14 protein-coding genes are annotated in these 16,313 nt (G+C 43.5%); 12 read left to right on the top strand and 2 right to left on the bottom strand.

Annotated features, from left to right (window positions below):
• Nucleotides 1-3: 3 nt before the first annotated feature.
• The 8 genes from frc to PR833_RS15435 all read left to right on the top strand — a co-directional run bounded on the left by frc (nt 4) and on the right by PR833_RS15435 (nt 11,091).
• Nucleotides 4-1,260, top strand: coding sequence for a formyl-CoA transferase (gene frc / locus PR833_RS15470; protein ID WP_053110689.1), 1,257 nt, complete (start codon nt 4-6; stop codon nt 1,258-1,260).
• 269 nt (nt 1,261-1,529) lie between these two features.
• A complete protein-coding gene (locus PR833_RS15465; RefSeq protein WP_053110688.1) occupies nt 1,530-3,263 on the top strand; it encodes a nitrilase-related carbon-nitrogen hydrolase in 1,734 nt (577 codons plus the stop codon).
• A 73-nt stretch (nt 3,264-3,336) separates the two neighbouring features.
• On the top strand, nt 3,337-4,056 hold the full coding sequence (locus PR833_RS15460; RefSeq protein WP_040132612.1) for a potassium channel family protein: 720 nt from the start codon (nt 3,337-3,339) through the stop codon (nt 4,054-4,056).
• A gap of 38 nt (nt 4,057-4,094) precedes the next feature.
• Nucleotides 4,095-4,811: a YoaK family protein gene (locus PR833_RS15455; RefSeq protein WP_014657173.1), complete on the top strand. Its 717-nt coding sequence runs from the start codon at nt 4,095-4,097 to the stop codon at nt 4,809-4,811.
• Nucleotides 4,812-5,126: 315 nt separating this feature from the next.
• Nucleotides 5,127-6,062: a formate dehydrogenase accessory protein FdhE gene (fdhE, locus tag PR833_RS15450; protein ID WP_014657174.1), complete on the top strand. Its 936-nt coding sequence runs from the start codon at nt 5,127-5,129 to the stop codon at nt 6,060-6,062.
• 22 nt (nt 6,063-6,084) lie between these two features.
• On the top strand, nt 6,085-7,476 hold the full coding sequence (gene selA, locus PR833_RS15445; RefSeq protein ID WP_272526327.1) for an L-seryl-tRNA(Sec) selenium transferase: 1,392 nt from the start codon (nt 6,085-6,087) through the stop codon (nt 7,474-7,476).
• The gene (selB, locus tag PR833_RS15440) at nt 7,473-9,341 is read left to right on the top strand and encodes a selenocysteine-specific translation elongation factor (protein ID WP_036942457.1); all 1,869 of its coding nucleotides are present in this window, start codon (nt 7,473-7,475) and stop codon (nt 9,339-9,341) included. The genes selA and selB overlap by 4 nt, the downstream gene beginning before the upstream one ends.
• A 91-nt stretch (nt 9,342-9,432) precedes the next feature.
• On the top strand, nt 9,433-11,091 hold the full coding sequence (locus PR833_RS15435) for an LTA synthase family protein (protein ID WP_040132611.1): 1,659 nt from the start codon (nt 9,433-9,435) through the stop codon (nt 11,089-11,091).
• A gap of 53 nt (nt 11,092-11,144) precedes the next feature.
• On the opposite strand, the gene PR833_RS15430 is transcribed toward PR833_RS15435, so the two are convergent.
• Nucleotides 11,145-11,573 carry a TOBE domain-containing protein gene (locus PR833_RS15430; RefSeq protein WP_004924171.1) on the bottom strand — a complete coding sequence of 143 codons (429 nt, stop codon included), beginning with the start codon at nt 11,571-11,573 and terminating at the stop codon, nt 11,145-11,147.
• A gap of 109 nt (nt 11,574-11,682) precedes the next feature.
• A complete protein-coding gene (locus PR833_RS15425; RefSeq protein WP_272526326.1) occupies nt 11,683-12,423 on the bottom strand; it encodes a GntR family transcriptional regulator in 741 nt (246 codons plus the stop codon).
• A 171-nt stretch (nt 12,424-12,594) separates the two neighbouring features.
• Here PR833_RS15425 and PR833_RS15420 point away from each other — a divergent pair, with 171 nt between their 5' ends.
• The 4 genes from PR833_RS15420 to PR833_RS15405 all read left to right on the top strand — a co-directional run.
• Nucleotides 12,595-13,605 carry an ADP-ribosylglycohydrolase family protein gene (locus tag PR833_RS15420; protein WP_014657179.1) on the top strand — a complete coding sequence of 337 codons (1,011 nt, stop codon included), beginning with the start codon at nt 12,595-12,597 and terminating at the stop codon, nt 13,603-13,605.
• Nucleotides 13,606-13,615: 10 nt separating this feature from the next.
• The gene (locus tag PR833_RS15415) at nt 13,616-15,025 is read left to right on the top strand and encodes a purine-cytosine permease family protein (protein ID WP_004924182.1); all 1,410 of its coding nucleotides are present in this window, start codon (nt 13,616-13,618) and stop codon (nt 15,023-15,025) included.
• Nucleotides 15,026-15,027: 2 nt separating this feature from the next.
• A complete protein-coding gene (locus PR833_RS15410) occupies nt 15,028-15,963 on the top strand; it encodes a PfkB family carbohydrate kinase (protein WP_272526325.1) in 936 nt (311 codons plus the stop codon).
• Between the two features lie 132 nt (nt 15,964-16,095).
• A partial coding sequence (locus PR833_RS15405; protein WP_196712844.1) for an NAD-dependent epimerase/dehydratase family protein occupies nt 16,096-16,313 on the top strand: 218 nt, incomplete at its 3' end.

Below are 16,313 nucleotides of genomic sequence, written 5' to 3'. Positions count from 1 at the left end.
ATTATGGCTTTTCCACTTCCACTTGAAGGCATTCGTGTTCTTGATTTTACAGGGGTACAGTCTGGCCCATCATGTACTCAGATGTTGGCTTGGTTCGGGGCAGATGTAATAAAAATTGAGCGACCGGGTATTGGGGATGTCACTCGTAACCAGCTTAGAGATATTCCTGATATTGATGCATTGTATTTTACCATGCTCAATAGTAATAAGCGTTCGCTAGAGCTGAACACGAAAACCCCTGAAGGCAAAGAGGTGATGGAAAAGCTGATCCGCCAAGCGGATATTTTGGTTGAAAATTTCCATCCGGGAGCGATTGACCATATGGGGTTTACCTGGGAAGTCATTCAACAGCTAAACCCACGCCTGATTTTTGGCTCCATCAAAGGGTTCAATGAAAACTCCCCTTATGCGAATGTGAAAGCCTACGAAAACGTTGCGCAGGCCGCGGGGGGATCCGCATCAACAACGGGTTTTCCTGATGGCCCACCGGTTGTGAGTTCAGCGGCACTAGGCGATAGCAATACTGGTATGCACCTATTAATTGGTTTATTAGCGGCATTACTGCAACGTGAGAAAACGGGGAAAGGGCAACGTGTCACTATGTCGATGCAAGATGCCGTGCTTAACCTATGCCGCGTTAAATTGCGTGACCAGCAACGCCTCGAAAAACTCGGTTTTTTAGAAGAGTATCCTCAATATCCAAATGGTTCATTTGGTGATGCAGTACCGCGTGGCGGTAATGCCAGCGGTGGAGGGCAACCGGGAACGATGTTGCGATGTAAAGGGAGTGATCATGACCCGAATGCCTATATCTATTTTATCAATCAAGATCACAACTGGGCCAATACCTGTGATGCATTAGGTAAACCTGAGTGGAAAACCGATCCTGCCTTTGCAACCACAGAAGCACGGGTCAGCCATATCCAAGATGTTTGGGATGCTATTGAAGAGATTGCTAAAGACAAAGATAAACATGAGCTAACAGATTACTTTGACCAGTTCGGCGTACCTTGCTCGGCGGTTTTGAGTATGAAAGAGATTATGTATGACCCATCTTTGCGTGACAGTGGCTCTATTGTTGAAGTAGAGCAACCATTGAGAGGCCATTATTTGACGGTGGGTTGCCCAATGAAATTTTCAGCTTTTACGCCTGAAATAAAAAGTGCACCACTTTTAGGTGAACATAATAGCGAAATTTTAAAAGAGTTAGGCTATAGCGAACAACAAATAGCCGAAATGAAAACGAAAAAAGTTATTTAAATTATCCAGCCCAATTAATTTTATTATTTAAATAAATTAATTGGGCTGCGGCTAAATAATAGAGATTAATGATATCGAAATAAGAGTGCTACGCATTAATTAAATAAACGTAATAAATCAATTAAGAAGTTTGTTACCTCATCATTATTGATGAGGCGGCTTCACTCATCCATTTTTTGAATATTCGTTATTTGTTGGTTTAGCCAATAGTTGGGCTGCTTTATATGACTTCTGACAATAACGGTGGTTATTAAATAAGGACGAATAGCATGAACCATTTAACAGTGAAGAAAAGCAGTAAAGTTGCTGCTGTTGATTTTGTTCCCGCTTGGGGCGACTTAGAGGGGAATATTCGCCGTCTCGCGGAAGCAGCGGAAAAAGTGGCGGCACAAGGCGTTGATTATGCGGTATTCCCCGAAACGGCAGTAAGTGGCTATTTATTTTCTGATTCAGCAGAATTAGCACCTTATTTAGATACTATCCCAGGAAAAACAACGGCGGCAATTTTACCCATATTGGCGCGTACAGGGATGTATATGAGTGTTGGTATTGCAGAACGTGATACCGAGACCGGATTAGCTTATAACTCAGCCGTTTTAATGGGGCCGGAAGGGATTATTGGTAAATATCGCAAAATTGGTTTGAACTCTCAAGACCAAAAAGTTTTTGCACCGGGAAATACGGGGGTGAAAACATTTGATACCGCGATTGGGCGTATAGCATTATTAATTTGCTATGATGATACTTATTGGCAATATGCGCGTTTAGCGGCATTAGAAGGTGCCCAAATTTTGGGGTGGCATTCGGTATCGGATCGTATGATGCCTGATGCAACGCCCGCAGAAATGTTAGGTGATCACTCAACCATTGCACATGTTCAGCATATGAGCGCATTTAATGGGATGTGGGTTATTTGTGCTACGCGTAGTGGCATTGAAACAAATCCAATCACACAAGGTCAGCTTTACTATAATGGTGGGTCGAGTATATGGGCGCCTTCAGGCCATAAAGTGGCTCAATCTCCTGTGTTAAGTCCACTTGAATTAGAGCCGGGTTTGAATGGTATTTTCTGTGCGACTATCGACCTTGATGAGGCGGATAAACAGCGAGAAGCGATACTGGCGAAACGTCGCCCTGAATTATATTTTCCTACGCTGGCTTTTCACCGCAGCCCGACCGATATCAATGCGACAACCACTAAAACGCAAACAACATTCATTGCTGCTCAATGGGATAAATCCACCTCTGACTTGGCTTCGGCAACAGTGGGTGAAAATGAGTTGCTGGTACTACCCGAGTTTTCAGCACTGCCGTACACCAATGACCCTAATGTACTGTTGTCTCACGCGCAGAAGCAGGGGGGAACCTTTGAGCAGACGCTCAGTAAAATAGCCGCTGATGGGAAAGGCTATGTTGTTGGGAGTTACCCTGAAATTGATGTCGATAAACTCTATCACACGGTTGTATTAGCGGGTCCTACGGGCGATATTTTAGCACGATACCGTGTTACTCACTTGAATGAGCGTGATAAAGGTTGGGCGAGTGCTGGGAACGTCATGAGTGTTACCGCTACACCGATTGGGCGCATTGCGTTGGCGGCGGCACATGAGTTAGAAGTGCTCGAAGTTGGCGGACTTTATAGCACGTTACGTGCCGACATTATTGCGGCCCCTGCTGGAATGCCGAGTGATTTACGTGTTGAAATCGAAAGCCATCTCTATTCGGTGGAAAATCCACCAACAGGACGAGCCGACTTTATTCCTTATGCAATAGCGACGCTAAACCAACTATGGGTTGTGTGTGGGGGGCGTCAAGAACGAGACTTCACCTCAGCGGCAATTTATGGGCCTGAGCCAGTCGTATTAACACCGACTCTGACCGCAGAGCGTGGTGCATCTGATGTTAGGCTACAAGCGCAAGTACCAGCACCGTTTACGTGGATCAATCAGGAACGCCTGATCAGTGGGCAACAGGCGATTTGGTTCACGCCGCTTGTGTCTTAAACCCTTTACCTATATTCATGTTGTTAGGTAGGTAATCGAATAGGTTACCTACCTATTTGATGATAAAGATAAAATGAACATAACAGCACCTCAAACGCTCTATAGCAAGCAAACCCTGATCAAAACACTGCATTTTCTCGGTGTTGTGGCTTCGCTATTTTTGATTGCAAGTATTTCTCTAGAGACATTTCGGCATGATCCATTTTTGGCGCATTCGATTTATTTCGATATTCAATTTTGGATTTGTATTTATTTTACGATCGATTTTTTCATTTTTTTATTTCTATCGAAAAATAGAAAAAAGTTTATCGCTAAATATTTTATTATTATTTTTCTTTCGATTCCGTATTTGACTATTTTAGATTACACATCGATTCAATTTACGGAAGAACAAATTTATTTAATTCGTTTTATTCCTTTATTTCGTGGCGGAGCCGCTTTTGTGATGCTCATGATGATGGTTGTAAAACGAAACACCACGGCACTCTTTCTCTCTTATATTATTCTACTTTTTTCAACAGTGTATTTTATCAGTTTGATCTTTTTTATTTTTGAACGAGGCAATAACGCTGAAGTTAAAAATTATGGTGATGCGATCTGGTGGGCGGCAATGACGGTAACGACATTGGGCTCGAATATCATTCCTGTGACAACTGCAGGAAAAGTCATTACCACTGTATTGGCAGCGACAGGGATGACGGTATTCCCAATATTTACCGTTTATATTACCTCAGTGATCAGTCGCTTAAGCCAAACCAAAAAAGCAGCCTCAGAAAATCCAGATGCACTGTAATCGCTAAAAATAACAATATATTGATAGGTTTAATCACAATGACAACTTCAACACCCAAAATTCCATTTATGCAATTGCCGACCATCGCGTTTTTATTGGCAATCACATCAGGCATGCTCGACGGCTATGCATTTTTTACGACCAAATCATTTGCTACCTTTCAGTCGGGTAATATCATCATGTTAGGCTATGAGTTTGCTAAGCACGGTATTACGGCGGTAATTCCTTATGTTATTGCAATTTTTTCGTTTGGCGCAGGTGCTATGTTATTGGCGTTATTACGTTATAAATACAATACCGATGAGAAAACATGGACATTTACGCTGCTATCTTTAGAAATCATACTGCTGTTACTGCTCATTGCTTATATTTACTTTTTTAAAGTGGAGGCAAGTGGTTTCCACGCGGTATGGGCGCTATCGTTTATTGCGGGTATGCAAGGTAATGCGTTCCATAAAATTAATGGCATGTTATATGGCAATATTGCTGTGACACTTAACGTACAATTAGGTTTTAGCTCATTAGCAGAATCCGTGGCATTTAAAGGGCAAGAGCGCAAAGAGGCGTTATACAAAAGTTATTGCTACTTTTTAACCTTATTTGGCTTTGCTGGTGGTGCTTTTATGATGGCAATGTTAGCTGACTATGCGAGAGAGTACGCATTATTAATTACCCTAATCCCATTATGTTTGATTTTTACCATGGGGCGACATTTCGCAAAAGAAGACAGTAGCTTACCTATTGATTCAAATTAGTCTGAGTCCGTTTAACAAATATAACGTGATATGGGTGATATTCAGGCGCAGTGAAATCACTCATTATCTTTAATATCATCATTTCCTTCCCCACATCAGCTCATCTAAAGAAACGGTATAAAGATTGCTTCGCTCTGATATAAAAAGCAGGCGATACGCACGATACAAAGGGAACAAGGTGGCTACTGAGCGACTTTTGTTTTATCCTGAGCGATAGATAACAGCAATTTCCGCTGATAAGCATACAATACGATAGATAGCTCTAGGGAAATCCCCTAGAGCTATCATTTTAAAAATTTGAAAGAGAGCAATGCGATGGGTATTCGTATCGTCCCTAAAGAAGAATTAGGGCAAGAAAGACTAAAAGAAAAAGGTATTGGTTTTATCCCGCCTGTCCTATTCCCGAATTTAAAAAATCTGTATCAACGACGCGCAGAAAGATTAAAAGCACTGGGTGTGGATGAACATCCTTTTGCAGATTATCTTAATTTTGCAGCGGAAGTGGCAACGGCACAAAACAATGCGCAGCATGATAATCCTTTAGAAATGGATATGAATGCGGTATTAGAGCGCGCAACGGCGACCAATAATCCGCCTCTTGATGCGAAAACATTCCCACGTACAGCCCATTGGCATAAGTTATTAAATGCGATTATTGCTGAATTATTACCAGTGGTTCCAGAGTCAGTACGCCCTGCATTAGAGAATCTCGATAAGGCGTCTGAAAATGAGCTTGAAGAGATGGCGACTGCGCTACTTAACGAGCAATTTGAGAAGGTTCCCGCTGATAAATCCATGTTTATTTGGGCGGCACTGTCTGTGTATTGGGCACAAATGGCAGCACAAATTCCCGGAAAAGCACGTGCTGAGCATGGTGATCATCGCCACTTCTGCCCCGTTTGTAACAGCATGCCTGTGTCTAGCATTGTACAAATTGGCACAACGCAAGGCCTACGCTATTTGCACTGTAACCTGTGTGAAACAGAATGGCATATGGTACGTGTCAAATGCAGTAACTGTGAACAAACCCGTGATCTTCACTATTGGTCTCTTGATGATGAAAATGCTGCGGTAAAAGCAGAAAGTTGCGGTGACTGCGGTAGTTATCTCAAAATTCTTTATCAAGAAAAAGATGCGAAAGTCGAAGCCGTTGCTGATGATCTGGCGTCTATCATCCTAGATGCTCGGATGGAAGAAGAGGGCTTTGCCCGTAGTAGCCTTAACCCATTTTTATTTCCCGGTGAAAAATAGTCACTAAAAGAGAGTAATCACGATGGCAGACTCCACCGCCGAACTATACCGCCAGCTTCCTGCTGTTGATAAACTCCTCCAACTTGACGAGGTGCAACCCCTCGTCATCGAGTCAGGACACCACTGGGTAACCGAGCAGTTGCGAGAGATGCAACAGCAAGCTCGCGAGTATATCCGACAACATAGTCAGTTGCCCGCTTGGCATCCTGATTGGGTTGCTGAGTTGGTTAGGCGCCATGGTGCTTTACAAGAAAGCGCATTAAAACCCGTATTTAACCTGACGGGAACGGTGCTGCACACCAACCTTGGTCGCGCGGTGATGGCCTCTTCAGCGATTGCTGCCGTTAATAAGGTGATGAGCTCACCTGTGACTTTGGAATACTCTCTTGATGGCGCGACGCGAGGGCATCGTGATCGCGCTTTGGCTGAATTGCTATGCCAACTCACGGGCGCCGAAGATGCTTGCATTGTGAATAATAATGCTGCTGCCGTATTATTGCTTTTGGCGACGGTGGCTCAAGGCAAGCAAGTTATTGTTTCACGTGGCGAATTAGTTGAAATAGGAGGTGCTTTCCGAGTACCGGACGTGATGGCACAAGCAGGTTGCCAATTAGTCGAAGTAGGAACAACCAATCGTACTCACCTGCGTGATTATGCGGGCGCTATTAATGAGCAAACCGCGTTATTGATGAAGGTGCACACCAGCAACTACAGTATTGAAGGGTTTACCGCAGAAGTTGAAGGCGCTGAATTGGCGGAATTAGGTCAACAGCATCAGTTGCCGACCGTAATTGATTTAGGCAGCGGATCAATGATCGATATGACCGCCTATGGACTACCTGCCGAGCCAATGCCGCAAACGTACCTTGCTCAAGGGATTGACCTTGTTTCTATTTCTGGGGATAAGCTACTGGGAGGGCCGCAAGCAGGGATTATTCTCGGGAAGAAAAAGTGGATTGAAGCCATTCAAAAGCACCCGCTTAAGCGTGCCTTACGTGCTGATAAAATGACGTTAGCCGCATTAGAGGCCACATTAAAACTCTATTTAACGCCCGAAAAACTGGTCACGGAGCTTCCAACACTACGCTGGTTAACACGTAGTGCCGATGAAATCAAAGCGCGAGCTGAACGTTTGATCGTTCCATTACAAGCCTTCTATGGCGATAAATTTGTCGTAGAAATGGAGCCTTGTTTATCCCAAATTGGTAGCGGCTCATTACCGATTGATAGGCTACCGAGTTATGCCGTGACGTTTACGCCATTTGATGGGCGGGGCAATACGTTGGCCTTACTGACGGCACGTTGGCGTCACACCGACCAACCAGTAATTGGTCGATTAAAAGATGGCAAATTATGGCTAGATCTCCGTTGCTTAGATGATGAACATGGATTATTGCAGGTATTGTTGTCATGATTTTTGCTACTGCTGGCCATGTTGACCATGGTAAAACATCGCTAATTCAATCAGTCACTGGGGTGAATACGGCGCATTTACCCGAAGAAAAAAAACGGGGTATGACCATCGACCTCGGCTATGCTTATTGGCCTCAACAAGATGGTAGTTCAATCGGTTTTATCGATGTTCCCGGACATGAAAAATTTTTAGGGAATATGTTAGCAGGGGTCGGCGGGATCAACCATGCCTTGCTGGTGGTTGCTTGTGATGATGGGGTCATGGCGCAAACGCGAGAGCACTTAGCGATTTTACGTTTAGCTGGTTGCCAAAATATAACAGCCATTTTGACGAAAGCAGATAAAGTTGATGCAGAGCGAATTGCACACATTTCTTTGCAAGTGAAAAATGAGCTACAGCACCAAGGTTGGCCTGACGCTGCGATATTTGTGACCTCGGCCAACGATGGACGCGGAATTGCAGAATTACAGGCTTACTTACAACAATTGCACCAGCAAAGAGCCGATCACCAAAATCGTCAACAACGTTTTCGTTTAGCGATTGACCGTGTATTCCATGTCAAAGGGGCCGGTATTGTTGTCACAGGCACGGCCTTAGCAGGGCAAGTGCAGCTTGGTGATACTTTATGGTTAACGGGCGCTGACACCACTGTTCGTATTCGGGGGATCCACCGCCAAAATCAGCCAGCAGAGCTAGCTCAAGCGGGTGACCGGGTTGCACTCAATTTAGCAGGAGATATTGATAAAGCGGCTATTACACGTGGTGATTGGCTGCTATCAGAGAAGCCTTTCGCTGCGGCAACAAGAGTGATTGTTGAATTAGAGTGTGATTCAGTGATTAAACATTGGCAGCCGGTCCATTTATACCATGGTGCGAGCCATATTACAGGTCGAGTCTCATTATTAACCGAACTTGGCTCGACGCCCTTACTCGCGGAACTCATTCTCGATACACCGTTGTGGCTTGTGGATAATGACCGCCTCATCATTCGTGATATTAGTGCGCGAGAAACACTGGCGTCAGCAAGAGTGATCCGGCTTACCTCTCCACGTCGAGGTAAGAGATTACCTGAATTCATTGAATGGTTAACTCGCCTCTGTATGACAAATGATGAACTTACCCATCTGAAATTACAGTTGCCTAATGGTGAGTTAGATTTAAAGCGTTATAGTTGGGCTCGTCAATTAACCCCGCCCGCCCTTGAACAGCTATTATCACAGGTTGAACTCGTTCGCGTAGGGGATTTGGCTCTTTCTGCTTTTAAAGCCCAAGTGGCGAAAGAACGGCTCGTTCAAACATTAGAAGATTTCCATGAAGTGCACAGTGACCAAATTGGGGTTGGGAAAGCACGCTTAAAACGCATGGCATTACCGACAGTAAGTGAATCATTAGTTTTTAAATTAATTAATGAGTTGATTGCTGATGAGCGTATTAAACAGACCCGTGGTTGGCTACACATGCCACAACATGGGTTAGTCTTTGATACGGAACAACAACAAATTTGGCAACAAATAGCGCCTTTATTCCCTCGAGCCGAGGCATGGTGGGTCCGTGATCTGGCTAAAGAAATCAATCATGATGAAGACGCTGTCCGACGTGCGATGAAAAAAGCGGCACAAATGGGGCTAGTGACGGCGATTATCCGTGACCGCTACTACAGTAGTGATCAAATAAAGCAATTTGCCGAGCTTATTTTGCGTTACTGTACGCATAAAGGAGAAATAGGCGCCGCTGATTTTCGCAATGAATTAGGGATTGGTCGGAAATTGGCGATTCAAATTCTTGAGTTTTTCGATAGAAGTGGCTTCACTAGACGCAAAGGCGATGGGCACTTTTTACGAGATAAAGGCATTTTTGTTGAATAGATTTATCGTCTAAATTAGTTAAAATAGCCAGTCTGTGGCGGCCTTTATCTGTTGGAGGTCGTCGATACTTACATATTTTGTGGTAAACCCGATGAAGAAAAGAGTATTTTCCGCCGTTTATCTAACACTGATATTCATTGCTTCCCTTTTCCTAGTCTTCGAGAAAACGAGTGTGATTTACCCCGGATTGATCTCGGTAAGTGTTTATGCCGTTATCTTTGGGGTGCTCTATCTTGTCTCAGCTAGATGGTTATTCTCTGCCGTTGTTACCAGTACGCTGTTTATTATTATTAAATTCCTTAACCAACTCAAAGTTCACTATTATAAAGAGCAATTATTTTATTCCGATATTAATATCATGACGGATACGTCAAATATGGGAACCTTGGGGCATTATTGGTTAGCTGGCGTTGCATTGATCGGATTATTGATTTTGTTAATCATTAATGCAGTGCTTAGTTGGCGTCTATTACGCCCAACGAAAACATTTTCTTGGCGATTAATCGGCATATTACTTGGCGTTGGTGGCTATTTTGGCGCGAGCTTTGCGGCCTCCCATTATTACAACCAATGGACGGAGACCTTACCTAAAGGTAGAGGAACCGTTACCAACTTGGTTATGTCGGCGAAAAATTCAAATTACCATTCCCCCCAAATTAAAGGTTCATCTGATTATTTTATACAAAAAGCGGCAACGGTATCATTACCCGCATCTGATATAACAGAAAAACCGGATATCTTATTGTTATTACAAGAGTCCACTGTTAATCCAAGCATCTATAAATTACCAGACGGCACTAAACTACCCGATTTATTTATGTTTCAACAGGATAACGAGTTGATCGCGCATAGCCATATGCGAGTGCAAACTTTCGGGGGAGGAACTTGGTTGTCTGAATTTGCCGCTTTAACAGGGCTAAACAGTGATGACTTTGGCTCGCAAAAAAGTGGTGTCTTTTACTTTATTGTCGACCATCTAAATAACAGCTTGTTTAAAGAGATGAAGGCAAATGGTTATTATACCGTCGTTCTGACGCCATTTAACCGTGGTGCTTACCATTCAGGCCATGCTTATCAAACATTAGGTGTCGATAGAATTATTCAGCCTCAAGAGTTGGGTTACCCAGGAAAATTACAAGATAACTTATGGACGATCAGCACTGAAGATATGCTGAAATATGTCAAAGAAATCTTAGCAAAAGAGACTGATAAACCAGTATTTATTTTCTCGTTAACCATGTATGAGCATGGCCCTTATAAAGAGAGCCATCATGATGATTATGGTTTAAAAGGGAAGGTAAAAAATGCAGACTCCGTTGGTGAATTTAGCCATTATATGGAAAAAATCGTCGCGTCTGATAACGCGATACGCGATTTTGTAGAATTTATGGCGAAGCGCGAACGTCCATTAATGTTTTTATATTTTGGTGACCACCAGCCGGGGATCAGCTTAAATCAATATCAATCTGAATTTTCTAACCCCGCCTTTATCACACAATTTACGTTACGTGATAATTTGAAATCGGGTAATCAGATTAAAACGGGTCCGTTAACCGATATTGCCTTCCTTGGAGGGATAATATTAGAGCGCGCAAATTTACATGTTTCCCCGTTCTATGAAGCGAATATTAAGATGCGCCATTTGTGTGATGGCAAGTTAGATGACTGTGAAGATAAAAAATTATTAGAGAGTTATCACCACTACATCTATCACACATTACAGGCGGCGAATAAAAACGTCGAGGAATAAGGGGTATGGAAAATAGCGGGGCTGTGCTCCGCTATTTTTTATCTCCGCTGCAATCACTGGCGAGTCGCGAGGATCACACTAGAGGCTTTCACTAAGGCGATGATATCGACCCCTTTAGTGAGCGCCATCTCTTTTAGACTTTCATTGGTGATCACGGCGGTTAGCTCAACACCTTTATCGGTGACGAGGAGAACGGTACTGTTGACGGCGCCTTCAATAATATTGCTGATTTTACCGTTGAATTGATTACGGGCTGAAAATTGCAAACCACAGTCCGGTGTGGCAAGTACCACCCAAGGGGCCTTAATAATAGCGACCGCCTCTTTGCCTACCTCTAACCCCAAGGTTTTGCAGCTTTCACAGGTAATGACGGTGGTAAGTTGTTCTCCGTTGCCTAAACTGAGCACCACTTCGTTGTTAACTGCACCTTCTTTAATTTCACTAACTGTACCGATTAATTGGTTACGAGCAGAAACCTGCATGATTTACCCCCTCTCTTTAATAGTAAAAACGACTATTAATTAGAATAAAGGTAAATGTTTAAGTAATCTAAATTATCAATCGTGTTCGTGGATAAGATCACGCCAAGCGTTATGGTGAATTAAACTCCAACTCATAGATATCCCCACGGCAGATGATTTCACTGTACTCAATGATCACGCCACCTTGCAGGGTGCTAGTTTGTTTCACCTGTAATAATGGAGCCCCTACCGTTGTGTTTAACCAATTTGCATACTCTTCATTGCAACTGATCGCTTTCACTTTATGTTGCACATGATTGAAAGTAATACCTTGGCTCCCCCATAGGGCATAGAGAGAGTCGGTCAGTTTTTCCGGTTCAGGAAGATATTGAGCAGGAATATAGTTATTTTCAAAAGAAACAGGCTGACCATTTGCGATACGGATACGCCTTAATTGCGCGATTTGGCTACCAACAGCTAAACCTAGTTTTGCGGCAATATCGGCCGTTGCTTCGGTGAGTGTGCGCAATAACCACTGTGTGGTGACTGTACCACCTGCTTTAATCACTTGAGAGGTAAAACCACTTTCATGTGATAACGAATAACCTAGATATTTTACGACTTGAGTACCAACCCCTTGCTGCCGAACAACGGCTCCCTTTTTTTCAAGAGATTGCATTGCTTTACTGATTGTCACTCGAGAAAGATTTAACTGTTGTGCAAGATAGCGCTCTGCTGGAAGATAATCGCCTGCATCCACAATTTTGTGCTCAATCGCGGATTCAATCGCTTGTTGCAATTGGCGATACAGAGGCATTGTGGAATTCACATCTAGCTGATTCTTAATCCATTCAAGAAAGCGTACTTGCATTGTATTTTTCCATAAAACTTTCAACAAATTAAGTTTATAACAGAGTTCAGGATATGCATAATATCATCGATTGGACTTACATTGGCATTATTTTTTAACTGATTGGACTGGTATTGGACTTAATTGCTGCTAATATAATTAGTGTTGTTAAGGAAAGTACTGGGAGTAAAAATGGGCCTGAAACCCAACATTGAAGCGGCGATACTTGGATGCTTATATGGTCAGGCTACAGGGGATGCCATGGGCATGCCTTCTGAACTATGGCGCCAAGACAAAGTTCAACAATTTTTCGGCTGGATAGATCACTTTTTACCAGGGCCAGACGAAAATATTGCCGCGATTGGGTTTCGTGCTGGTGAAGTGACGGATGACACTCATCAAGCAATTGCGTTAATGGATGCGATTATCGCTTGTAATGGTCAGGTAGAGCCGAAGGTGGTTGCACAAAATATTTTAGCGTGGGCAGACCGCATTAATGCCTTTGATAAAAATATTTTTGGACCAACATCCAAGCAATCTCTATTAGCTATTCAAGCAGGCGTTCCAATTAACGATATTGTGTCAAATGGTGTCACTAATGGTGCGGCAATGCGGATAGCCCCTGTAGGGTGCATTGCTTCAACTGCTGATCGCAATCAATTTATAAAAACCGTTGAAGCGGCTTGTATCCCGACACATAAGTCGGACATTGCGATTGCAGGTGCCTGTGTCATTGCTTGGGCAATTAGCCGAGCTATCGAGCAAACTCCATGGCCTCAAATAAAACAAGAACTTCCACTACTCGCCGATGAGGTGCAACAGTTATATGCCTCAACGTTTAGTCCATCTTTAGGCCAACGAATTTTATTGGCCTTTAAGAAGGCTAGTGAGTTGCAAACATGCTCTCCTCAAACAACACTTAAAGAGCTGTACGATTTTATCGGGGCCGGTATGGACACGATAGAGTCTATTCCCTGCGCTCTGGCCATAGTTGACCTAACAAATGGTGATCCTGTCATGTGTGCGAAATATTGTGCCAACCTGGGGGGAGACACGGACACCATTGGTGCTATGGCCGGAGCGATTTCGGGAGCTTTGTCAGGTATTCAATCTTTTCCTGAAGAATGGATTGCAATGATTAACAATTCTAATAATATAGATTTTTATCCCTACGCAAAAATACTCAGCGCCTTACGTCATTAAGGAGAGTTGAATGAGTGCACTACCTGACGCTGCACAAAAAAATGAAGCATGGAAAATCGAAAATACAGGTATTGATATCGTACCTGAGCATGAGCGAACAGCCACTCCTCTTGAGTTATTTTGGATCTGGTCTGCCGCGAATATCGGGATCCTCGGTATTGTTTATGGCGGAATTATTGTTTCTTTTCGTCTCTCTTTCGTGCAATCGCTGCTCGCGGCGATTATCGGTATAGCCAGCTTCGCATTAGTTGGTTACATCAGTTTATCTGGCCAAAAAGGCCGCACCTCCACACTAACACTCTCGCGAACCATTTTCGGCAAAACAGGGAATATAGCCCCGACATTTTTCAGTTGGGTCACTTTGATGGGATGGGAAGCCATCAACATGATCACTGGGACACTGACATTAAAGGCGCTTTTTCAGGTGCTTGGATTTAGTGATTCAGTGACATTAACCGTTGTCTGTATGGTGTTATTTGGTGGTTTAGCTATCACTATTAGCCTACTCGGGCAAGCAACGGTTGTGGTTATGCAAAGCTGGATCACGCGTATCTTTGGCACCATGACCTTGATTGCTGCGCTGTATATTATTTGGCATACAGATTGGCAGGCAGTGTTATCCATGCCTTCTGGTAGCTGGCTAACGGGCTTTTTACCTGCTGTCTCAATTATTGCGGCAGGAACAGGTATTGGCTGGGGGATTGCAGGAGCAGATTACAGCCGTTATCAAAGCGAACGGTCATCAAAATCATCTATTTTTAATGCCGTCACATTTGGAGCGATGCTACCGCTATTTATTCTGTTATTTACAGGGATTTTGCTGTCGGCACGCTTGCCGGAATTAGCTTCCGCTGAAAACCCGATTGCGTTAATTGGTGCAGAGCTGCCAAGTTGGATGTCTATCCCTTATTTATTAACGGCAACTGCGGGTATTATTACTATTGCGGTACTAAGCCTCTATTCTGCGAGTCTCAACTTACTGACGATTGGCATAAAAATTCGCCAAGTTTATGCGGTCGCAATAGATGCTATTTTAGTCATGGGTGTGGCGATTTATATCCTATTTATTTCAGGCGAATTTATTAATTCATTTATTGCTTTCTTACTATTTTGTGGCGTGTTCTTAGCCTCATGGGAAGCGGTATTTATGTTGGATTATGCCGTATTGCGTAGTCGCCAAGGTTATAAGTTTGAGCAACTGTTTGGTCAGTCGAACGCAGGAATTCGTTGGATACCGCTGCTGTGCTGGCTGTTAGGTGCGCTGGCTGGTTTGTTAGTCAGTGATAATGAGTTTATTAAAGGGCCTTGGGCAACAGGGATTTTTGAAGGCTCTAGTTTATCCATTCTTCTTTCATTTGTATTAAGCTTTTTGCTTTACGGCTTATACTTGATGTTTAGTCATTCAGCGGAGAAAGATTAATCATGCGTACCGTTGCCGTGATAGGGGCTGCTGCTGGTGATTGCGTTTTAAGCGTCGCGAGAATGCCACGTAGTGGTGAAGATATTGCAGCCCACGATCACGGCTGGCAAATCGGTGGCTGTGCATTTAATGTTCTTCGTGCTTTAGCTCGTCTACAACTCCCTATAATTAATGGTATTCGTGTGGGCAATGGCCAATGGGGACAGCGAGTTCGCCAAGCGCTATCAGAGCTTGGTGTGTCACCTTTTTTCGTTAGCGAAACCCAAGATAATGGTTGGTGCTTTGCATTAACAGAGCCTAACGGCGAAAGGACGTTTATTTCTATCGCGGGTTGTGAAGAAGAGTGGAATAGGGAGGAGCTACAAACTCTCGCTTTACCGAACGACAGTATTATCTATGCGAGCGGCTACGAACTAGGCTGCTTGCAAGGGGAAGCGTTACAACAATGGTTGCTGAATGACTGCCCAACACAAACCCTCGTTTTAGATTTAGGACCAAGACTTGCAGCGCTTCCTCAGAATTTCTTACAGCAATTACCCGCCAATAGAACCCTTTTAACGGTCAACCGTGATGAGGCGCGTTTCCTCTGTGGTGAAGGTGACCTTGTAAGGTTGTCAGCGGAGTATGCGTATCGTCGTGGTATTACGCTGATTGTTCGCTTGGATAGCCAAGGTGCTTGGCTATGTCAACCGAATCAACAGCCACTGTTCGTGCCTGCATACCAAGTTGCCGTTGTGGATACGATTGGTGCTGGGGATGCACATGCCGCAGGAGTATTGGCGGGATTATCCCAAGGCTGGTCATTACGCGATTGTGTTGACTTTGGTAACCAAGTTGCTGCCATCGTTGTCAGTAAGCAAGGCCCCGCGGGTGCACCGACATTAAGTGAAATTAATCAATCTGCACTATCACAAGCCATACCAGAAACTTTCGAATAGCTCACTGAGAGCATTATTTTATTTCTTTAGAAATAAAACCATTGTTACATTTACAGGTCTTAACTCTAAATGGATATTGAATGCGGCTTATATTGAGTCGTGAGAATGGTTTAATACTAAAAGATAATTAACATGAAATATTTAGTTACTGGTAGTGCAGGTTTTATCGGTTTTAGACTATGTCAGCGTTTATTAGATAGTGGTCATGAGGTTGTTGGAATCGACAACATGAATGCTTATTACGATCAGGGTCTGAAACAGTCTCGTCTACATATTCTTGAGCAATACCCTCATTTTCGTTTTATTCCACTTGATATTACCGACCGTGAAAAAGTCGTGGTGTTGTGTAC

Source organism: Providencia sp. PROV189, assembly GCF_028480065.1.
Taxonomy (GTDB): domain Bacteria; phylum Pseudomonadota; class Gammaproteobacteria; order Enterobacterales; family Enterobacteriaceae; genus Providencia; species Providencia stuartii.
Note: the sequence above shows the minus strand (reverse complement) of the source record. Positions and strands in the feature narration are given on the sequence as shown.